The sequence below is a fragment of the Pontibacter sp. JAM-7 genome (assembly GCF_048548695.2).
GTDB lineage: Bacteria > Pseudomonadota > Gammaproteobacteria > Pseudomonadales > Balneatricaceae > Neptuniibacter.
This window is the reverse complement of sequence record NZ_JBLYIF020000009.1, coordinates 84,146-106,401: the sequence shown is the minus strand read 5'-3', so window position 1 is coordinate 106,401 and position 22,256 is coordinate 84,146. Positions and strand designations below refer to the sequence as shown.

The 22,256-nt window shown below is 52.5% G+C and carries 17 protein-coding genes; all 17 read left to right on the top strand.

Going from position 1 to position 22,256, the window contains the following annotated elements; translation table 11 throughout:
- Positions 1-13: 13 nt before the first annotated feature.
- On the top strand, positions 14-289 hold the full coding sequence (locus ACFVYJ_RS12670; RefSeq protein ID WP_419415355.1) for an STAS domain-containing protein: 276 nt from the start codon (positions 14-16) through the stop codon (positions 287-289).
- A gap of 40 nt (positions 290-329) precedes the next feature.
- Positions 330-692 carry a response regulator gene (locus ACFVYJ_RS12665; RefSeq protein WP_419415356.1) on the top strand — a complete coding sequence of 121 codons (363 nt, stop codon included), beginning with the start codon at positions 330-332 and terminating at the stop codon, positions 690-692.
- Between the two features lie 6 nt (positions 693-698).
- Positions 699-3,074: a chemotaxis protein CheA gene (locus ACFVYJ_RS12660; RefSeq protein WP_419415357.1), complete on the top strand. Its 2,376-nt coding sequence runs from the start codon at positions 699-701 to the stop codon at positions 3,072-3,074.
- Positions 3,071-3,607: a chemotaxis protein CheW gene (locus ACFVYJ_RS12655; RefSeq protein ID WP_419415358.1), complete on the top strand. Its 537-nt coding sequence runs from the start codon at positions 3,071-3,073 to the stop codon at positions 3,605-3,607. Before ACFVYJ_RS12660 ends, ACFVYJ_RS12655 begins: the two co-directional genes overlap by 4 nt.
- Positions 3,608-3,637: 30 nt before the next feature.
- Positions 3,638-6,007 (top strand): methyl-accepting chemotaxis protein, encoded by a 2,370-nt coding sequence (locus ACFVYJ_RS12650; RefSeq protein ID WP_419415359.1) that lies wholly within the window; start codon positions 3,638-3,640, stop codon positions 6,005-6,007.
- A 33-nt stretch (positions 6,008-6,040) separates the two neighbouring features.
- Positions 6,041-6,907, top strand: coding sequence for a CheR family methyltransferase (locus ACFVYJ_RS12645; RefSeq protein WP_419415360.1), 867 nt, complete (start codon positions 6,041-6,043; stop codon positions 6,905-6,907).
- Positions 6,904-7,521 carry a chemotaxis protein CheD gene (locus ACFVYJ_RS12640; protein ID WP_419415361.1) on the top strand — a complete coding sequence of 206 codons (618 nt, stop codon included), beginning with the start codon at positions 6,904-6,906 and terminating at the stop codon, positions 7,519-7,521. The genes ACFVYJ_RS12645 and ACFVYJ_RS12640 overlap by 4 nt, the downstream gene beginning before the upstream one ends.
- A gap of 14 nt (positions 7,522-7,535) precedes the next feature.
- Positions 7,536-8,588: a protein-glutamate methylesterase/protein-glutamine glutaminase gene (locus ACFVYJ_RS12635; protein WP_419415362.1), complete on the top strand. Its 1,053-nt coding sequence runs from the start codon at positions 7,536-7,538 to the stop codon at positions 8,586-8,588.
- A 21-nt stretch (positions 8,589-8,609) separates the two neighbouring features.
- Entirely contained in the window at positions 8,610-9,830 is a 1,221-nt protein-coding gene (locus ACFVYJ_RS12630; RefSeq protein ID WP_419415363.1) for a methyl-accepting chemotaxis protein, read from the top strand.
- Between the two features lie 64 nt (positions 9,831-9,894).
- On the top strand, positions 9,895-10,200 hold the full coding sequence (locus ACFVYJ_RS12625) for an STAS domain-containing protein (RefSeq protein WP_419415364.1): 306 nt from the start codon (positions 9,895-9,897) through the stop codon (positions 10,198-10,200).
- Positions 10,201-10,202: 2 nt separating this feature from the next.
- Positions 10,203-11,924, top strand: coding sequence for an ATP-binding SpoIIE family protein phosphatase (locus ACFVYJ_RS12620; protein WP_419415365.1), 1,722 nt, complete (start codon positions 10,203-10,205; stop codon positions 11,922-11,924).
- Between the two features lie 342 nt (positions 11,925-12,266).
- Positions 12,267-13,721: a circularly permuted type 2 ATP-grasp protein gene (locus tag ACFVYJ_RS12615; protein ID WP_419415366.1), complete on the top strand. Its 1,455-nt coding sequence runs from the start codon at positions 12,267-12,269 to the stop codon at positions 13,719-13,721.
- Positions 13,721-14,647 carry an alpha-E domain-containing protein gene (locus tag ACFVYJ_RS12610; protein ID WP_419415367.1) on the top strand — a complete coding sequence of 309 codons (927 nt, stop codon included), beginning with the start codon at positions 13,721-13,723 and terminating at the stop codon, positions 14,645-14,647. The genes ACFVYJ_RS12615 and ACFVYJ_RS12610 overlap by 1 nt, the downstream gene beginning before the upstream one ends.
- A gap of 21 nt (positions 14,648-14,668) precedes the next feature.
- Positions 14,669-18,010, top strand: a complete 3,342-nt coding sequence (locus ACFVYJ_RS12605) for a transglutaminase family protein (protein WP_419415368.1) — start codon at positions 14,669-14,671, stop codon at positions 18,008-18,010.
- A gap of 32 nt (positions 18,011-18,042) precedes the next feature.
- Positions 18,043-20,610, top strand: coding sequence for a circularly permuted type 2 ATP-grasp protein (locus ACFVYJ_RS12600; protein WP_419415369.1), 2,568 nt, complete (start codon positions 18,043-18,045; stop codon positions 20,608-20,610).
- On the top strand, positions 20,607-21,497 hold the full coding sequence (locus ACFVYJ_RS12595) for a transglutaminase family protein (protein ID WP_419415370.1): 891 nt from the start codon (positions 20,607-20,609) through the stop codon (positions 21,495-21,497). The genes ACFVYJ_RS12600 and ACFVYJ_RS12595 overlap by 4 nt, the downstream gene beginning before the upstream one ends.
- Before the next feature lie 76 nt (positions 21,498-21,573).
- Complete coding sequence (gmk, locus tag ACFVYJ_RS12590) at positions 21,574-22,194, top strand: guanylate kinase (RefSeq protein WP_419415371.1); 621 nt, start codon at positions 21,574-21,576, stop codon at positions 22,192-22,194.
- The last annotated feature ends 62 nt before the right edge of the window (positions 22,195-22,256 follow it).

Sequence of the window (22,256 nt, the reverse complement as noted above, 5' to 3'; positions counted from 1 at the left end):
GGAAGGAATGCGTATGACTGTCGAAATGACGCTTGAACTACCCGAAGAGGTTTCAATTGAAAATGTCTGCGAGTGGAAGGAAAAGTTTACCGAAGTCTTGCAGGGAAGCAGTTCAGTACAGGTTAACGCTGGTGCACTCAGTCGAGTAGATACCGCAGGAATTCAGCTATTTGCTGTCGCAGCTATGGCTGCCAAAGCGGCAGGCAAGCCGCTTAGTTGGCAGCGCCCGTCCGACGCGTTGAAGGACACTGTTGCCCAATTGGGCCTGACACAGATTGTATTCAATTAAGCGATAAAATTTTTATCTTTAAATCCTGGAGATTGTTCGAATGGCAACAATTCTGGTGGTTGATGACTCCGCATCTCTGCGCAATATGGTGACCTTCACTTTGAAACAGGAAGGTTATGCGGTAGAGGAGGCCAGTAATGGTCAGGAGGCTCTTACCAAGGCCCAATCCGGGCGTTTTGATCTGGTTTTAACCGATGTGAATATGCCAATTATGGATGGCATAACGTTCTGTGCCGAACTGCGTAAATTGCCGGCATTCAAGTTCACCCCTGTGTTGATGCTCACGACTGAAAGCTCAGATGCAATGAAACAGCAGGGCAAGGCCGCTGGCGCGACCGGCTGGCTGGTGAAACCGTTTAATCCTGAAAAGCTGCTCAGCACCATTAAACGTGTCGTAAGGTAATTACAGATGAGTATTGATCTGTCCCAATTTGTCGCGACTTTCCTGGAAGAGAGTTACGAAGGCCTGGAGATCATGGAGTCCAGTCTGCTGAACCTTGAAGCGGCAGATGAAGAGACGATTAATACGATCTTTCGTGCAGCGCACTCAATCAAAGGGGGCGCTGGAACCTTTGGTTTTAACGAGGTGGCCAACTTCACCCACGTCGTTGAAACCCTGTTGGACGAAATGCGCAGTGGCAAACAGGCCGTAACTACTGCGCTGGTGAATCTGCTGCTGGAGTCGGTTGACTGCATTCTGGCACTGCTCGAAGCTGCTCAGGATGGCCCCGAAGCGGAAATGGATAAGGTCGAAGATGTGCGTGGGCGGCTTCAGCAGGCTCTCTCCGATGTTTCAACCCCAGACCAGACAGAAGCCGCAGCAGCTATGCCAGCTACCACTGGTGGGTGCTGGCAGATCGACTTTATCCCCAATGCTAATTTATTGCAGGCGGGGCATGAGCCGGCTTTTATGTTTGAGGCTTTGGCGCAGCTGGGGAGTCTGTCGGTTGTGGCGAAAACTGAGGGGTTGCCGTCTCTGGCCGATCTGGATCCCCAGACGGTTAGCCTTGCCTGGCAGTTGACCTTGCAGTCCGAGTGCTCAGAAGCGGAAGTTCGTGAAGTTTTTGAATGGGTGGAAGATGACTGTCAGTTAACCATTAAGTCAGCTGATGGCGGAAGTGCGCCTGAAGCAGCGGGCTGGTCAATTCGTTTTGCCCCTAAACCCGGGTTGCTGCAAACCGGCAACGAACCGCTACTGATGTTTGCTGCGCTGGCTGACCTTGGCAGTTTGACGGTTACAGCGGAGCTCGAAGCGTTACCGGCGTTTGCCGAGTTTGATCCCGAGTTGCTGTACCTTTCCTGGAATTTGTCCCTTGAGTCGGATTGTAGTCAGGCCGAGGTCGAAGAAATATTTGAGTGGGTCGAAGATGAATGCTTGTTGGAAGTGACTCCGCTGCAGGCAGCAACTCCAACAGATCGCCCGGTAGACGTATCGGTGGTGGCAGCCGCTCCGGCCGCATCACCTGCTGCAACGGCGGCGGCACCCGGGAAACAGACCACTTCACCTGCCAGAAAGCCTAAAGCGGCAGCTGAGGCCAGTTCGGTGCGTGTTGATACCGACAAAATTGATGCGCTGATTAATCGGGTGGGTGAGTTGGTTATTACTCAGGCAATGCTGGGTCAAATTGGCTCTGAACTTGGCGAGCAAATCGGTGTGCAGGGCTCTGCAATGGAGGCGTTGCAGGCTGGCCTGGAGCAGCTGGAGCGCAATACCCGTGATCTGCAGGAAGACATCATGCGGGTGCGCATGCTGCCGATCAGTTTTGTATTTAACCGCTTCCCCCGGCTGGTGCACGATGTCAGCGGCAAACTGGGTAAAAAGGTTGAGCTGGTGCTGTCCGGTGAGCAAACTGAAATCGACAAAACTGTGATGGAAAAAATCGGTGACCCGTTGGTGCACCTGATTCGTAATTCGTTGGATCATGGCCTGGAAACGCCGGACGAGCGGGTTGCAGCGGGTAAGCCAGAAACCGGCCGGGTGGAGCTGAATGCCTATCATCAGGGTGGTTTTATCATCATTGATATTATTGATGATGGCCGCGGTTTGAATACCCAGAAAATTCATCAAAAAGCGATCGAAAAAGGCCTGGTAAATGCCGATGTGTCGATGACCGATCAGGAGATCAATGACTTGATCTTCCGGCCAGGCTTCTCAACTGCAGATGCGGTTAGCGACTTGTCTGGTCGTGGTGTGGGCATGGATGTGGTACGGCGCAATATTGAGTCCCTCGGGGGACATGTCAGCCTCAATTCTGAGCCGGGTCTGGGGTCTACTTTCAGTGTGAAGTTGCCACTGACTCTGGCGATTTTGGATGGTCAGTTGATTGGCGTCGGCCCGGAAACCTATATCATTCCGTTAGTGTCAATCGTGGAAACCATGCAGGCCAAACCGGCGGCACTAAGCTCCATGGCCGGCGAAAACAAACTTTTGCACTTCCGTGACGAATATATCCCGCTGATCAATTTGCGCAAGCTGTTCGATCTGGAACATGCGCCGGTGACACACAATAACCTGGTGGCGATTGTTGAAAATGGTGGCCAGAAGGTTGGCATTATGGTCGACGAACTGTTTGGTCAGCAGCAGGTTGTCATTAAAAGCCTGGAAGTGAATTTCAAGCGTATAGACGGATTTTCCGGGGCCACCATCCTAGGTGATGGCAATGTCGCTCTGATTCTTGATATTGCCGGTCTGGTTAAACGTGGCCTGGACCGGGAAACAGCTGAAGCTGCAGAAAAACGCAGTAAAATTTTCAAACAAAACACTAACCTTGGAGGTGTCGCATGAGCCTTGGCGCCTGGCAGTCGGAGGATTCCGCAGTGGTAAACAGTTCCGATAGCCGCCAGTACCTCAGTTTTCTATTGGATAACGAAGAATATGGCGTCGACATACTCCGCGTGCAGGAGTTAAGAGGCTGGACACCGGTGACGCGGATTCCGGAAATGCCGGATTATCTGCAGGGCGTGTTAAACCTGCGTGGTGCCATTATTCCGGTGGTGGATTTGCGTGCCCGCTTTGGTTTGCCCGCGCGTGAATACGGGCCGACCACGGTGGTGATTGTAGTGAAGGTGGATTCTGGCAAAGCCGAGCGTGCGATGGGCATTATCGTGGACGCCGTTGCTGAAACCTACACGTTGGAGAAAAACGAGATTCAGCCCGCGCCGAACTTCGGTGGCGTGGTCAATTCCGAATATATCACCGGGCTGACGTCACAGGATGACAAGATGATTGTATTGATTGACCTAGATGCGTTGTTAAATTCCGATGAGCTGGCAATTGAAGACCTGGCGACCAAAGGTCTGGCAGAGACTCAGGCATAAGCACTGTAGAGCAGGTGTGGAGGTAAGAAAATGAAAATTAACGAGCCGGTAACGGATCGCGAAGTCAGAATGCGGGAAGACCAGGAACTGGTTACCCGAACCGATTTGAAAGGGATAATTACCTATACCAACCCTGATTTTGTCGAGGTCAGTGGCTTCTCTCGGGAAGAGCTTGTGGGCAAGAACCATAATGTGGTGCGACACCCCGATATGCCACCAGCGGCTTTTAAGGATCTGTGGGAAACTCTGAAATTGGGTCGTCCGTGGTCGAAATTGGTAAAAAACCGTTGTAAAAGCGGAGACTACTACTGGGTTAAGGCTAATGTCACACCGGTGTTCCGCAATGGTGAAATTGTCGAATACATGTCAGTGCGTACCAAGCCGAGCCAGGATGAGATTGATGCCTCTACCAAGCTGTACGCCAAGCTCAAGCGCAACGAAGCTTCCCTGCCTTCACCTAACCGCATCGCAACTACTAATCTTGGTAAATCGTTATTCCAGGTTGCTGCAGTGGCCGTGGGTGTCGGTGTGGCGGTTGATCTGGCTGAAGCTGCGCTGGGCTTAACGGGTGCTTGGGCCATTGCGGGTCCCATTGTGGCATTCCTGATTATGCTGTTTGGCGCCCAGAACATTATGACGAAAAAGGTCATTGGACCCCTGCGTCAGGTGCAAAACTACATGAAGCAAATCATGGAGGGCGACTATAAAATCGATATTGCGATCGAAGATCCCGGTGAAATCGGCGAGCTGATGCGTTACGTGAAAATGCTCTCGCAGCAGATGGGCTTTGAGGTCAATGATGCCAAAGAGGCGGCCCGTCGTTCCCAGCGGATTAAAGTGGCGCTGGATAACGTCTCCTCCAATGTCATGATGGCGACCCCGGATGGAGAGATTATCTACTGCAACGAAGCGGTGGTGGAGATGATGCGTATAGCTGAATCTGATATCCGTGAGCAGTTGCCTGAATTTGAGGCTGACCGCATTGTTGGCTCTAACTTTGACATTTTCCACAAAAAACCTGAGCACCAGCGACGTATGCTGGATGCCCTGAAAGACACTCATCGCGGCCGGATCAAAGTCGGTCGACGTACCTTCGATTTGACTGCTAACCCAGTAGTGGATGATGCTGGCGCGCGTCTCGGCACAGTGGTTGAGTGGGTTGATGTGACTGACCAACTGATTGCCGAAGATCAGGTTGAGAATCTGATTAACCAGGCTTCAATGGGGCAATTGGATGAGCGCCTTGATGCGTCTATCTACACTGGTTTCATGAACCAGATCGCTAATGGCGTCAATCAGATGCTGGATGCAGTTGTCGAGCCCATGCGGGAGGTTAAGCGGGTTCTGCAGGCTCTGTCTGATGGTGACTTGACCCAGAAAATGGAAGGTAATTTCCATGGTGAGTTTGCCGAGCTGAATCAAGCATTGGATAGCTCGCTGGACAATTTGAATAAAATGGTGAGCGAGATTCGCTCGGCCGGTGCCAGTATCTCCACTGGTGCCAGTGAAATTGCTAGTGGTAATACCACCCTCAGTCAGCGTACAGAGGAACAGGCTGCTAGCCTGGAAGAAACTGCAGCCAGCATGGAAGAGATGACCAGCACGGTTAAGCAGAATGCGGATAATGCCGATGAGGCCCGTAAGCTGGCATCTGAAGCGCAGACGCTGGCTGAAAAAGGCGGCGATATTTCCACCAGTGTTGTGCGCTCCATGGGCGATATCAGTGCCAGTTCCACCAAGATTGCTGAGATCATCGGTGTTATTGATGAAATCGCATTCCAGACCAACCTGTTGGCACTTAATGCGGCAGTAGAGGCGGCACGTGCTGGTGAGCAGGGTCGCGGTTTTGCTGTGGTGGCATCTGAAGTACGCAGCCTGGCGCAACGTAGTGCTTCTGCGGCTAAAGAGATCAAGGAGTTGATCAGTGACAGTGTGAAAAAAGTCGAAGAGGGCGGTGCTTATGTTGATGAATCGGGCAAAGCGTTGTCCGAGATCATGGCCGCAATCAAGAATGTGTCCAATATTATCAATGAGATTGCCTCGGCCAGCCGTGAGCAGGCCACTGGCATTGAACAGGTGAACATTGCGGTGACCCAGATGGATGAGGGTACGCAGCAGAACGCGGCACTGGTTGAGGAGGTCGCTGCCGCGTCCTCTTCAATGGAAGAGCAGGCGGCTCAGCTGGATGGCCTGGTCAATGCATTCAAGGTATCGGGCGCTGAAGTAACTGCTGCAGCCTCCTCTGCCATGGGTGAGATTGCCAAGATCCGCAAGTTGGCGACACAGACCGCACCTGCGCCAGTATCTGCACGCAAGCAACCGCAGGCAAGCAAACCAGCAGGCAAAGCACCACCGCTGGTACAGCCAAACGCAAGCGATGATGAGTGGGAAGAGTTCTAGTGAACTCTCCCGCGCAGGGGGGTGCATAAACCTGTGGCAGATATTGGTGATAGTCAGGCAGTGGCTGAGCAAGAGCAGAAAGATCGTGAGTTCGAGTTTAGCCGTGCGCACTTTGCAAAAGTAAGAGACGAACTGTACGACTATGCCGGTATTGTGCTTGCTGAACACAAGATGGATATGGCTTACAACCGGCTGGTACGCCGGTTGCGGGAGCTGAAAATCGCAGGGTTTAATGAGTATTTTGTCTATTTAGACCAGCACCCCGAGGAGTTTACTCAGTTCATCAATGCACTTACCACCAACCTGACGGCGTTCTTCCGGGAGCGCCATCATTTTGATTTTATCAATCAAAAAATTCTGCCCCAATTGGCGGCTCAGGGAAAAAAGACCCTACGGGTTTGGTCAGCGGGCTGCTCTTTGGGGGAGGAACCCTACAGTATCGCCATTACTTTGCAGGATTCTGCACTGACCCATGGCTGGGATATGAAGGTTCTGGCCACGGACATAGATTCCAAAGTGCTGGCAAACGCTCAGGCCGGTGTGTATAGCTATGACCGGGTGAAGACCTTACCTGAACCCACGGTGCGGAAGTGGTTCATGAAAGGTAAAGGGCAGCAATCGGGTCAGGTTAAAGTGCGTCAGGCATTGCAGGAGATGATTGCTTTTCGTCATCTTAACCTGATGCACGAATGGCCAATGAAAGCGCAGTTCGATGTAATCTTCTGCCGTAATGTAATGATCTACTTTGATCAGGCAACTCAGACCCGGCTGTTGAGTCGTATGGCAAACCTGCTCAAGCCCGGAGGGTATCTGTTTGTTGGCCATTCTGAATCGCTGGCACGTACCACCACTGAGTTTGAACTGGTGGGAGGAACCACCTACCGAAAGGTGTCAACATGAGTGCCTTGGCTAACAAACCACGGCTGGTTGAGGGGTTTGAGCATTTTTCCCTGTACTGGGACCCAAAGTGGGGTAAATACTCGGCCAAAATTGGTCCCGGCGACTACTATGTTGCCTGCGATGATATGGTCATCACCACGGTTCTGGGGTCCTGTATCTCTGCGTGTATTTATGATCCGGTGATTGGTATGGGGGGCGTCAACCATTTTATGCTGCCCCCCAGTGATACACGAGGCGAGTCATCGCGTTCCTTGCGTTATGGTTTGTTCGCAATGGAGCAACTGATCAACGGTCTGATGCGTTTTGGTAGCCAGCGCCGAGATATGCAGGTGAAGATTTCCGGCGGTGGCAAAATTTTGGCGGGTATGACCGATATTGGCCGCCAGAATATCGATTTTGTGACCCGTTATATCCGGGATGAAGGGCTTAATCTATTGGCATCAGATGTGGGCGGTACCAGTGCCCGGCGGCTGGTTTATCTGCCATTAGAAGGCCGTATGCTGGTGAATAAACTTGGTCACCAGGAAGACAAGCGACTGGCACTGGTTGAGCGTGCGTTCGGCGTTCAGGTTGAGCATGAGCTTGACGATAATAATGATGTAGAACTGTTCTAAGGAAAATCGGATACATGGCAAAGGTTCGGGTGCTGATTGTAGATGACTCCGCTGTTGTCAGGAGTGTATTGTCAGAGCTGTTGAGTATGGATCCTGGTATTGAGGTCGTCGGTGAAGCAGAGGACCCCTATGTGGCTCGGGACAAGATTAAAGCGTTGCGGCCTGATGTATTAACGCTGGATATCGAGATGCCGCGTATGGATGGCCTGACGTTTTTGAAAAACCTGATGCGCCTCAATCCAATGCCGGTGGTAATGCTGTCTTCGTTAACCAATGAGGGCGCAGATGAGACGCTGCAGGCACTAGAGCTTGGTGCTGTCGATTTTATTTCCAAACCTACCGTGTCGGCTTCGGATGCCGCCCTTGAGCACTTTCAGCGTGATCTTACAGGGAAGGTTAAAGCTGCCGCTGCAACAGCGGCAAAACTTAAATTCCGTCGCCCTGCTGCAGCAGTGACGACAGCCAAAGTGCAGTCGGTTAAACCTCTGGTGTTTAGTCAGCATGCACTGGTCACCATCGGTGCCTCTACCGGTGGCACGGAAGCACTGCGTGAGTTGATTTGTAATCTGCCCGGGGGGATGCCGCCTATTGTGGTGACGCAGCATATTCCGGAGACGTTCAGCACACGGTTTGCCAAACGTTTAAATGATTTGGCTGCCCTGACAGTTAAAGAACCGACGGAAAATGAAGTGTTAAAACCCGGACATGTTTATGTGGCACCGGGGTCGCATCACCTGCAAATTAAAAAGCGCGGTGATCAGCTCTATTGTCACCTGAGTGATGCAGACCGGGTCAACCGGCATAAACCGTCAGTAGAAGTGATGTTTAATTCGTTACTGAATATCTATCCTGAACAGGTCGTGGCCGTTATGCTCACGGGTATGGGTGAGGATGGTGCCAAGGCGATGAAAGCACTGGCGGATGCCGGTGCACGTACATTAATTCAGGATGAAGCAACCAGTATGGTCTGGGGTATGCCTGGTGCTGCCTACCGTTATGGTGCATCCAAAGAACTGGTAGCACTGGATAAAATTGCCGATCGGCTGGTGCGATTATTTTCCCGCTAGGTCTGGAAAAGAGGAATAGCTATGAAACTGAAACAACTGTCTGTCCTGACGCTACTGCTGGCTCTTGGGCTTGTCGTGGTACAGGGGTTGGGCCTGGGGGCTTCCCTTATCTGGATTTGTGTCGCCCTTATTGTTCTGTGCCAAGTGCTGGTGCTGACTCGCCTGCCGAAACAACAGACGCCTGAAGCAGCAACACCATCGGTCATCGACCAGGCAGCAGACACTGATAGTGTTGCCTTGCCTGCAGCGACATCTGAGATTGCACAAAGCCTGTCGCACGAGGCCAGCATCATCAAACAGGAAGCGAACCGGGTCGATCAGCTGATTAAAGAAGCGGTTGAGCTGATGGGGCAGAGTTTCCACAATATGCATGCTCTGGCGAGCCAGCAGGGGGAGCTGACGGCTGAAATTATCAATCAGACCCATGAGTCTGTGGGCGAAAGTGCTGATGATAGCGATGATCAGTTAGAAGATAACTTCAGCATGCAGAAGTTTATTCGGGCCACCAGTACCACGCTGGATATGTTTGTGAAAATGATGGTGGATGTGAGTAAGCACAGTTTGGAAACAGTGCATCACATCGATGATATGGTGACCAAACTGGATGGTATTTTTGGCCTGATTGAAAATGTCGAGAACCTGGCCAGCCAGACTAACCTGTTGGCACTGAATGCCAGTATTGAAGCGGCCAGAGCGGGGGATGCCGGTCGCGGTTTTGCTGTAGTGGCGGATGAGGTGCGCTCACTGTCTATTAATTCGGCAAAATTGAACAACCAGATTCGTGAAGAGATTGCCGGTGCCAAAGGCACGATCGAAGTCCTGCGTAATACCGTGGGAAGCATGGCTTCCGCCGATATGAGCGATACCATTGCTACCAAAGATAAAATGACCCGTATGCTGGAATTTATGGGGCGTATGAATGTGTTCCTGAATGACAAAGTGATGCAGATCTCCAACATCAGTGGTCAGTTGAGTGGCGCGGTTGATGATGCGGTTCGGTCGTTGCAGTTTGAAGATATTTCGTCTCAGGCCCTCGGTTCCATGGACCATAACGTCAACGCTATGTATGAGTTCTCCCAAATGCTGACAGAGATTGCTGACAGTCAGGGCCGGGTGAGCCCAGAATCGGCGGATCAGGCGATCAAACGTTGCCGTCAGCTTACGGCTGCAACCAGCAGTCGGAACCAGCAGCGCACAGTATCCCAGCAGACAATGGATGAAGGTGAGGTGGAGCTGTTTTAATGCCCAGTGATACCGCTTCAGCGGCAGCAATGCCCCCAATAGAATTCCGCAAAGAGGCAACTTTATGAGTGTGACAGTAAGACAGATTGACGATAAAAATGTGGTGATTGCAGTCGGTGCGCAATTTGATTATGCACTGCATCAGGCTTTTCGTAACGCCTATGCGGAGACAAAAAATCCAGGTACCTCGTTTCGGGTTGACCTGTCTAAGGCACGGCACATGGACAGCTCCGCTCTGGGTATGATTCTGTTGTTAAAAGAGCATGCCGATAAGATCGGTGGCTGTGTGATTCTGCAGAAGCCGAATGAGGCGGTCACGAAAATTCTCAACATTGCCAACTTCAACCAGTTTGTCACCATTGAGTCATAGGTATGCCAAATGCGGTTCGCGTGGGTAGTAGTGAGACCCAGATTCTCATCGTAGACGATGTAGCGCCTAACCGGGAACTACTGGCTCATATGGTTAAAAATATGGGCTATGATTCGATCTTCGCTTCTAATGGCCGCGAAGCCATTGAACAATATAAAGCGCACCAGCCCGATCTGATACTGATGGACATCAGTATGCCTGAGATGGACGGCGTTGAAGCTACCAAACTGATCAAACAGTATGCAGCCGATCGGTTTGTCCCCATTGTGTTTGTCTCTGCGGCCGTGGGCCTGGATGCCATCCGCAGTGCGATTGATGCCGGTGGTGACGACTTTGTGCAGATGCCATTTCCCTTCGAGTTGCTGGAAGGCAAAGTGATTGCCCTGCTGCGTAATGCTGAGCTGTATACTGAACTTGTTCAGTTAAACGCGCTGCGTGCTCAGGAGGCCGAGCTGGCCGAGGAACTGCTGAGTAACGCGGTCGAATCGGGCAATGTCTCGCTCAGCCAGGTGCAGATGCATAAACAGCCTGCGGAAACTTTCAGTGGTGATGTGCTGCTCAGTGCGTATCGTCCTAATGGTGAACTCAATGTACTACTGGGTGACTTTACTGGCCATGGCTTGACCGCTGCAGTGGGGGCCCTGCCGCTGTCAGAAACCTTTCGCGCCATGACGGCAAAAGGCTATGAGGCGGAAGAGATCGTTGCGCAGATTAACCGTAAACTGTGCCAATTATTGCCAACCAGTATGTTTCTGGCGGCCGCTATGCTGACGCTTACCGCAGAAGGCACGGTGAAAATATGGAATGGCGGTTTGCCCGATGTACTGGTTGTCTCTGATGGCCGAATCGTACAGCGCGTATCATCTAGTCACCCGCCACTTGGTATTATTCGTCATTTGAATATCTCCCACTGTGAAATGTTCAAGGTTGCGCCGCAAGATAGAATTTTGTTACTTAGCGACGGGGTGCTTGAGGCGGTCAACGAAGCAGATGAACAGTTTGGTGAAGCACGGTTGGAAAGTGCGATTGAGAGTAATGCCGCTGGTTTTGACCTGATCGGTGCGGTCCTTTCCAGCCTGCAAAAATTCATGCACGGTCAGGTGCAGAAGGATGATATTTCGTTAATTGCAGTTCCGGGCTGGCTGGAATCGATGACACCCACGCGGGTCTATTCAGAGCACCCTATTGCCAGTCTTGCTGATGAAGAGGCGAGTCTTGATAGTTGGAGCTGGCAAACTGAACTACAGGGCCAGAGCTTATTACGTATCAGTCCTGTGGCACAGGCGCTAAGCCGGTTGCACGAGACAGAAGGGCAGCGTGATGAATGGCAGGAAGTGTTCACTGTCATCACGGAACTCTATGTCAACGCCCTTGATCATGGCGTGCTGGGACTGGATTCAAGTATGAAGCGGACGCCGGAAGGCTTTGCCGATTATTTTGACGAACGGGAGCGACGCCTGCAGGCGCTGGAGTCCGGCAGGGTGGCTATCTACCTGCAGCACACCCGGCTTGCTGGTGGTGGGCGGTTGATGATCAGGGTCGAGGATAGTGGGAAAGGTTTTGATTATGCGTGGTGGCTAGAAAAGGCTGCCAGAGCATCTCAAGAGCAGTTTTCCGGTCGGGGCATCACGCTAGTCCAGAATATTTGCCAGTATCTGGCGTTCAGTAACGGCGGTACTACGGCGGAAGCTGTGCTCTATTATGGCGATTCTTTACCGGGTTGATAGGGTTCTCCCCGGTTGACACGAGTCCCCTTCTCTTGGTTGCCGGTTTTTTCTGAATGAGCGTCATTTTGCTCGATTTGGTCGCAAAATCACCGGATCGGGTCTAGCTTTTTTGAGTTGAGTGCATTTTTAGGCTTGCACGAGCATGCCACTTTAGCCGTTAGTTTTGTGCGCTGGCCTGCTAATTGCTTTAAGCCTTTAAAAGGAATTCATTGCAGGAAAAGCACCATTTGGTCGCTTCAACTGCCCCAAAACCGCGCCGTATCGATCTCACTTGGGGTAGCAGCACCTTTTAAGTGCATTTTGCCGCTTCTAAACAGGCCAGAAATAAGGTGTGTCGTAATGAGTATTGATTGGTCCAAGTATGCGCCAGGAGATTTCTTTGACGAGCTGATTGACGCGAAGCTTAAACCGCGTCCGACGGCGACAAAACTGGTGGAATATCTGCAGTCGCTTTCAACAGAAGAGCTGAAAAGGCGCAAGCAGTTGGCTGAGGCTACCGTGCAGGAGATGGGGGTCAGTTTTACGGTTTACACCGACGAAGGTAATATCGACCGGGCCTGGCCATTCGATATCATTCCCCGCACGATCTCCGCCAGCCAGTGGAGCAAAACCGAAGCCGGTCTAAAACAGCGGCTGACGGCACTCAACATGTTTATCAATGACCTGTATAACAAGCAGGAGATCATCAAAGATGGTGTCGTACCTGAGGCCATCATCAAAGAGTCCGCTAACTTTCGCCCTGAATGCGTAGGTATAACACCGCCGCATGGTGTGTGGGCCAATATCTGTGGTACCGACCTGGTACGGGATGTTGATGGTGAATTCTATGTGCTGGAGGACAACCTGCGGGTGCCATCCGGCGTATCCTACATGATTGAAAACCGCGAAATTACCAAACGGGTACTGCCTGAATTATTTGAAAATGATTCGATCCTGCCGGTGGACGGCTACCCCGCAGCGTTGTTCGATATGCTCAAGTCACTGTCGCCGCGCCGGGTCAAGCAGCCGGAAATTGTGGTGCTGACGCCCGGTATCTTTAATTCTGCGTATTTTGAACACGCTTTTCTGGCGCAGCAGATGGGTGCTGAGCTGGTTGAGGGTAACGATCTGGTGGTGCAGGACGATGACTGTGTATACATGAAGACTATTTCCGGCCTGGAGCGGGTTGACGTGATCTATCGTCGGATCGATGACGCCTTTATCGATCCTGACGTGTTCCGTAAAGACTCTATGCTGGGTGTGCCGGGTCTGATGCGTGCTTGGAAAGCCGGTAACGTGGCGCTGGCCAATGCGCCGGGTGCCGGTGTGGCCGATGACAAAGTGGTATATGCCTATGTGCCGGACATCATCCGCTATTACCTGAATGAAGAACCGCTGTTGCCTAATGTTGAAACATTTCTGTGTGATGATCCGGAACAGCGTGAGTATGTGCTGGATAACCTGGATAAATTGGTGGTGAAACCTGCCAATGAATCCGGCGGTTATGGCATGCTGGTGGGACCTCATTCGACGAAAAAAGATCAGGCTAAATTTGCTGAGTTGATCAAGGCGGATCCGCGTAATTATATTGCGCAGCCTACGCTCAGTCTGTCGACCGCCCCGGCCTTGGTGGGAAGTGGTGTGCCTGAGCCTCGCCACCTTGATTTACGCCCTTTTATCCTGCAAGCCAAAGAGACTTACGTCACGACCGGCGGCTTGACCCGTGTGGCAATGAAAAAAGGTTCGCTGGTGGTGAACTCCTCCCAGGGCGGGGGCAGTAAGGACACCTGGATCGTGGAAGAGGAGTGCCTGTAATGCTGTCAAAAGTTGCCGAGCGGATGTATTGGTTTGCCCGTTATCTTGAACGGGTAGAGAACACCGCCCGTCTGGTGGGTGTGTATGACAGTCTGTTGTTCGACTTACCACGTAATTACTCCATCAGTTGGTACAACCTGGTGGTTATCAACTCGTCCAGCGAGCAGTATGCGACCCGTTATAAGGTTCAGGATGAGCGAAATGTCGTTAAATTCCTGCTGGCGGATGATGACAACCCCAGCTCGATGATGACCAGCCTGATTCAGGCGCGGGAGAATGTGCGTACGACCCGTGAAGTGTTGCCTGAAGAAGTGTGGGAGCAGGTCAACGAGCTATATCTGTACGTGAAAGAACATGTCCAGTCCGGCATTAACCGTACCTATCGCCATGCTTTTCTCGATCACATTATCAAAAGCTGTCAGCAGATGGTGGGTTTGCTGGCGGCGAACATGAGCAAAGATGCCGGCTGGCAGTTTATCCGTCTGGGTCGCAACTTGGAGCGGGCTGATATGACCACCCGGCTGCTGGATGCGGGTAGTGCTGCATTGCTCAGTAATACCGAAGAGGACCAATTAGACACCTCGCAGCTGATTTGGGGCAATGTGTTGCGCTCCTGTAGTGCAGCGATGAATTACCGGCGTACAGTGCGTTCCCAGGTTACCGGACCCGATGTGGCAACGTTTCTGCTGCAGGACCCTGCGTTCCCTCGCTCTCTGCTGTTTTGTACCGAGCAGATGCAGGATGCAATTAAGGCGTTACCTGAATGTTGTGTAGATAAGATCGAAGAGCTTAATCGTTTGATAGAAATAGAGATTGATCATGATGATCAACTGGGAGAAAGCTTCCGGGATCATCTGAATGAATTGCAACTAGTACTGGCCGATCTGCATGGCCAGTTTGCACATTGCTGGTTTGCGGCGGAATAACTCTTTAGCTGGAGGAACGGCATGACAATTCGTGTTGCCATTCATCATAAAACGAACTACAAGTTTGATCGTCGGGTAGGCCTGTCACCGCATGTTTTGCGCCTGCGTCCGGCACCACACTCACGTACTCATATCCATGGTTATTCGCTTAAAGTTTTGCCGGAAGATCACTTTCTTAACTGGCAGCAAGATCCGTTTGGCAATTACCAGGCGCGACTGGTCTTCAATGAAAAAACCACGGAACTGAGCTTCGAAGTCGAGGTGATCGCCGATATGACGGTGATCAATCCGTTTGACTTTTTTGTTGAAGAATACGCCGAAGACTATCCCTTCAAGTACGACAAGCAGCTACTTAAAGAGCTGGCCCCTTATCTGGAAGTGAAGGAATCTGGCCCCCTGCTGAAAGAGTGGGTGGCTAAAGTACCGACTAAAAAAATCAGGATCATCGATTTTCTGGTGGAGCTGAACCAGTCTTTGGAGCAGGCGATTGACTACGGTATCCGGATGGAGCCGGGAGTGCAGACCTGTGAGGAAACCCTCACTCTGAAGAAAGGCTCTTGCCGTGATACGGCCTGGCTGATGGTGCAGGTTCTGCGTAGCCTGGGTCTGGCAGCGCGTTTTGCTTCCGGGTATCTGGTGCAGCTGGTGGCTGATGTTAAATCACTGGATGGCCCTTCAGGTCCAGAAGAAGACTTCACTGACCTGCATGCCTGGTGTGAAGTATTTCTGCCGGGTGCTGGCTGGGTTGGGCTTGATCCAACGTCCGGACTCTTTGCCGGTGAGGGGCATATTCCGCTGGCCTGTACTCCCGATCCTGTTTCCGCTGCGCCAATTACCGGTGCAATTGACGAATGTGAAGTGGAGTTCAGTTACACCAACGAAGTGACTCGAATACATGAAGACCCAAGGGTAACCAAGCCATACAGCGATGATCAGTGGCTGAATATCATGGCGTTGGGTGACAAGGTGGATGAGGACCTGGAGCAACTGGACGTCCGCCTGACCATGGGTGGCGAGCCGACCTTTGTCTCCATAGATGATATGGAATCGCCGCAGTGGAATACCGAAGCCTTGGGCGCCGATAAGCTGAAACTGGCCAAGGACTTGCTACTGAAGCTGCGTACATCCTTTGCCCCGGGGGGCTTGTTACATTACGGCCAGGGTAAATGGTATCCCGGTGAGGAAATTCCACGTTGGGCGCTGGGCTGTTTCTGGCGCGAAGATGGACATAACCTCTGGCATAACCCTGATCTGCTGGCTCGGGTGGACAAGGAATATGGTCATGGTCCTGAAGAGGCGAAAAAATTCAGTGATTGTCTGGCAGGAAAATTGGGCCTGAGTACGGACTATGTCCTGAACGCCTATGAGGATGCACTGTATTACCTGATGACCGAGCAATCATTGCCGGAAAACGTCGATCCACTGGAATTCAACCTGAAAGATGGTTTGGAACGTCGCCGCTTGGCAAAAGTGTTGCAGCGTGGTCTCAATCAGGCATCTGGTTATATTCTGCCGTTGGCATGGAACTATTTCAGTTCAAGCTGGCGTAGTAGCCCTTGGCCTATGCGGCGTGAGCATGTGGTTCTGATACCGGGTGACTCGCCGATGGGGTTGCGCTTGCCGTTGAACTCACTGCCATCGGTTGCTGAAGAACATCACAAAGAGATGCCGCATGAGCCAGATCCTCTGGCTCATCGCGAACCCTTGCCACCGAGTGACATCTCTGCGACGACGCCGCGGCCACCGCAAATGGCTGCAGCTGACAAGATGGATACGGTGCTAACGGATGTCATTCGTACTGCGCTATGTATCGAACCACGTGACGGCAAGCTGCACCTGTTCCTGCCTCCGATGCAGTATCTGGAACACTTTGTCGATTTGATTGCGGCCATTGAACAGACTGCGGCAGAGCTGTCCTTACCTGTGGTGCTGGAAGGTTATGAGCCGCCCAAAGATTTCCGCTTGAAAAAACTGCTGGTGACCCCGGATCCGGGTGTTATCGAAGTGAACATTCACCCGTCTTCCAGTTGGAATGAGTTGGTGAATATCACTGAGACACTGTACGACGCGGCGTTTCAGAGTCGACTGGGTACGGAAAAATTCATGTTGGATGGTCGCCATACCGGAACCGGCGGAGGCAACCATATCACCATCGGCGGAACCACGCCGGCGGATAGTCCATTATTGCGTCGTCCTGATGTGTTGCGGAGTCTGGTGACATATTGGCAGCACCATCCGGGTCTGTCTTATGTGTTCTCGGGGATGTTTATTGGCCCAACCAGCCAAGCACCCAGGGTAGACGAAGCGCGTAACGAGCTTCTGTATGAGCTGGAGATCGCCTTCCAGCAGATGCCAAATGGTGTGATTGAACAGCCTTGGCTGGTGGATCGCCTGTTGCGTAACCTGCTGGTGGATATGACGGGTAATACCCACCGTTCTGAGTTTTGTATTGATAAGCTCTATGCCCCGGGCAGTTCCAGTGGTCGTCAGGGCCTGTTGGAATTCCGTGGTTTCGAAATGCCCCCTCACTCACGCATGGCGCTGGTGCAGGCGTTGCTGATTCGTTGTCTGGTGGCCAGATTCTGGAAACGCCCGTACCACAAGCCGTTAGCGCGTTGGGGTACAGAGTTGCATGACAAATTTATGCTGCCACATTACGCCTGGTCTGATATTCGCGATGTAGTGAAAGACCTGCAAAGCAATGGCTACCCGTTCCAGTTAGAGTGGCTGGCGGCATTTGAAGAGTTTCGTTATCCGCATTATGGCCGGGTGCGCATTGATGATGTCGAGCTTGAACTGCGCTGGGCGATTGAACCTTGGCATGTGCTGGGTGAGGAGATGAGCAGTTTTGGTACGTCGCGCTATGTCGACTCCTCAGTAGAGCGTCTGCAGGTGCGTGCCACCGGCCTCGACCCTGATCGTTATGTGCTGGCCTGTAATGGTCGCCGTGTACCGTTGAGTAACACAGGTCGCCATGGTGAATATGTGGCGGGGGTGCGCTACCGGGCATGGCAGCCGCCTTCCGCGCTGCATCCGACCATCGGTGTGCATGCGCCACTGGTGTTTGATTTGATCGATACCTGGAATGGCCACAGCATCGGTGGCTGTACCTACAGTGTCAGTCATAAAGGTGGTCGTAGCTATGACACATTCCCGGTCAATAGTTATGAAGCAGAGGCACGTAGGGTTGCGCGTTATGACAGCTTTGGCCATACTCCCGGTCCCTTGCCGGTGCAGTCACCTCAGGAGCTTCTCCGTAGTTTCTACCCTCATGAACATCTCCCTCGGCCGATGGAGCCGCCTCGTGAGGAACGAACTGGAGAATATCCGCATACTCTGGATCTGCGGCGGCAGCCCGAATAGTTATGACAGCGTAATATTGGCGGAACCAGACCATGAAGACATCAGGGGTGGCGGAACAGCAGCAGGATAGCCTGCTGTATCCGTCTGCCGCGAAGCGGCATGATGAAGTGTATACCCCAGAGGGCAAGGTGCGCCCTCATTGGCAGTATCTGCTGGACAGTCTCGCAACGCTGGGTCAGTCAGAGATGGCGCAACGCCAGCTCAAAACCCAGCGAATCCTGCGGGATGACGGTGCGACCTATAGCTCTGCTGAACGCCCGAACCAGAGCAATATTTGGGAGCTGGATCCTGTACCAATGCTACTCGACAGTGAAGAGTGGAGTAGCATTGAAGCCGGGTTAATTGAGCGTGCAGAGCTGTTGGATCTGGTCCTCAAGGATATCTACGGCGAACGTGCATTGATCCGCCACGGTATCCTGCCGCCGGAGCTGCTGTTTGATCATAAAGGCTTTATTCGTGCCTGCCATGATGTTTTTATGCCGGGTGAACAGCAGCTGATTTTTCATTCAGCTGACATGATCCGCACCCAGGATGGGTCGATCTGTGTGCTCACTGATCGCACCCAGATGCCTAAAGGCGTCGGGTATGCGCTGGAAAACCGCACGGTACTGTCGCGTGTGTTCCCCAGCTTGTTTCGCGACAGTCAGGTGCATCGTCTGGCGTTGTTTTATCAGGCTCTGCGCCAGAAACTGAATGAACTGGTGCCCTACGCCCCTGACGGGCGTCCCCGGGTCGTGGTCATGACCCCCGGTACATTCAACCAATCTTATTTCGAACATACTTACCTGGCTAATTATCTTGGTTATCCGCTGGTACAGGGCGGTGACTTGACCGTACGTGGTGGCCGGGTCTGGATGAAGTCGGTGGGTGGTCTGCACCCTGTGGATGTGATTATCCGTTTTGTTAACGACATTTTCTGTGACCCGGTTGAACTGCGCAGTGATTCCCATCTTGGGGTGCCCGGGTTACTGGAAGTGGTGCGCAGTGGTGGTGTCGCGGTGGTGAACCCACTGGGTTCAGGTGTGCTGGAAAACCCCGCGCTGCAATGCTATCTGCCGAAAATCAGTGAATTCTTTTTGGGTCGCCCACTGCAACTGAAATCAGTTAACAGTTATTGGTGCGGTGATAAAAAAGCCCTCGAATTCATACTGGCTCATTTTGATGAAATGGTGCTGAAGGCAGTCAACCCAACTCACGATAATCAAAGTGTGTTTGTTGCTGAGCTATCGCCGGAAGAACGGGCCAAATGGCTGGCGCGTATCCAGGCGGAGCCGAACAAGTGGGTGGCTCAGGATCTGCTGGAGCCTTCGCAGTGCCCAACGCTGGTGGATGGTGATTTGCAGCCACGTCGGGTTATTTTTCGCAGTTTTGCGGTTGCCTCTGAGCAGTCGTTTAATGTAATGCCGGGCTGCATGGCACGTATTGCACCGGATATGCGCTCGCGCAGGGTGGTGCAGGGGCAAGGCTCGCTGAGCAAAGATACCTGGGTATTGGCCTCTGAGCCGGAGAAGCAATTCTCTCTGCAGCAAGTGGCACGGGACAAAACCTACAGCGATACAGACATGCCAGCAAACTTGCCAAGCCGAGCGGTGGAAAACCTGTTCTGGATGGGGCGTTATGCCGAGCGGGCGGAAACATCAGCGCGCATGTTACGTACTGTATTTATGCAGTTAAACAGTACCCTGCAGTTGCCTAAGGATGCGCGCCATCTGATGCTGATCGCGGTCACTGATGTGACCAATACCCGACCTGGCTTCCGTGGGCCAGACGCGGCACGGTTGTTTGATGCGCCGGAAAAAGAGCTGCTATCGGTGATTCTCGACACTACCCGTCCTGGCTCATTACGTTATGACCTGCATGCCATGTTGAGCTGTGCGGAAGAGGTCAAAGAGCAGTTGTCTGCCGATGCCCAGCGCATTGTCAACGATATCCGTGACGAGCTTAATCAACTGGATGCTGCGTTGGCGGGTGGGCTTGGCTCTGCGCCAGAGGAAGCACTGGATCCGTTGGTCACAGCCTTGCTGGCGTTGGCCGGTCAGGCACATGAAAGCATGTTCCGTGGTGTTGGCTGGCGCTTCCTGGAGATGGGGCGGCGGCTCGAAAAAGCTCATCAAAGTGCAGGCATGATTCGCTCGTTGCTGGTGAGTTGTTTCGAGGGCCGGTCACAGGACCTGCTGCTGGAAACTCTGCTGCTGAGTACCGAAGCCCTGATCTCCTACCGGCGGCGTTATCTGGCACAGCTGGATATTGGTGATGGTCTGAAACTGATGCTGATGGATCGCAGTAACCCGCGCTCGATGCTGTTCCTGATGCAGGAGCTGACGCAACATCTCGATACACTGGAGTCCGATTTGTTGTCCCAATCCCTCACGCCAGAGCAAAAACAGTTGCTGTCCGCGACCACTGAGTTACAGCTGGCGGATATCGAAGCATTGGAGAAAGCTGACGAAGAGGGCATCGAGCGGACAACACTGGATGCATTCCTCAAGTCTTTGCAGGAACGGTTGCGTATCACGGCAGATCTGATCAGCGATCGCTACTTTGATCATACCGCTGGCCCGCAGCAGTTGGTTCAGACTGGCTGGGAGATTGAAGCATGAAATACCACATCCGTCATGTGACCCATTATGATTACCAGAAACCGGTGAGCCAGTGCTACAACCGTGCTCATCTGCTGCCTCGTGATACCGCTTCTCAGACGTGCCTGAACACTCAGGTGCGGATATCACCGCTGCCGGCAACGGCGCAGCAGCGTGTCGATTACTTTGGCAATAATACCTACCACTTTGCACTGGAAGATCCACATACCTCTCTGACCATTGATGTTGAGTCAGACATCGAGGTGACAGAGCGGCCGCAGATAAACGAATTTGACTTGGACCTGGGTGTGACCTGTGCCGAGGCACTTAACTTGATCCGCCGCGGCCGTACTGAAGAGATATTGCTGGCGCGGGAATATCTGCTGGATTCACCCATGGTGCGTGGTAGCGATGAACTGGCGGATTACGCCCGGTCGTTGTTTGTAGAGGACCGGCCGTTACTTTCCGCTGCGCGGGAACTGACCAGTAAAATATTCAAAGAATTTACCTACGACCCGGCATTCACCACAGTGGCAACGCCGATTGCTGAAGTCATGCAGCATAAGCGTGGCGTTTGTCAGGATTTCGCCCATTTGGCGATTGGCTGCCTGCGTTCGCTGGGTTATCCGGCGCGCTATGTCAGTGGTTATCTGGAAACTCTGCCGCCACCAGGTCAGGAAAAACTGGTCGGGTCGGATGCGTCCCATGCATGGTTTGCGCTGTTCTCGCCAACAGAAGGCTGGTTTGAATTTGATCCGACCAATGACAACATGCCCACCGAGCAGCATATCACTACTGCCTGGGGGCGGGATTATTCTGATGTCACTCCGCTTAGGGGGGTTATTTTTGACGGTGGTAAGACCCAGAAGCTGAATGTTTCAGTGGATGTGGCACGCCTCGGTGAGTGACCCCATGCGGCCATGCAAGTGCAGTTACCACGGTATATAATGCCGCCACCTTTAATCAGTCTGCTGAAAATCTGATATGAATAATGCCCAAGGCACTCTGTTTATTATTTCCGCACCGTCCGGTGCCGGTAAAACCAGTTTGGTGAAAGCGCTGTTGGAGCGCGATGATCAGGTGGTGGTTTCTGTTTCGCATACCACTCGGACTCAACGGGCAGGCGAGCAGGATGGTCGTGATTATCACTTTGTGGCACATGCCGAGTTTGATGCGATGATCGCCGCCGGTGAATTTCTTGAGTACGCTGAAGTCTTTACTAATAAGTACGGTACCTCTCAGCAGTGGGTGCAACAACAGCTGGATAACGGCGTGGATGTGATCCTCGAAATTGACTGGCAGGGCGCAGCGCAGGTACGCCAACTGATGCCGCATAGCCAGTCGGTGTTTATTCTTCCTCCTAGTCGCGAAGCACTGCATGACAGGCTTACTGGTCGTGGCCAGGACAGTGAAGATGTGATCGAATTGCGTATGCGCGAGGCGGTCAACGAGATGAGCCACTACCCAGAGTATGATTATCTGGTGATCAACGATAATTTCGAGCAGGCGCTGGATGAACTGGCGGCGATTTTTGTTGCCCGCCGCACCATGATTAAACTGCAGGAGTTTCGGCATGGCGGATTGCTGCAGGCACTCTTGTCATAACCGGGCGCGGAGAGTAAACTGCGCGGTCTCCTTTTCGTAACGATTTTAAGATTGAGGTCTCT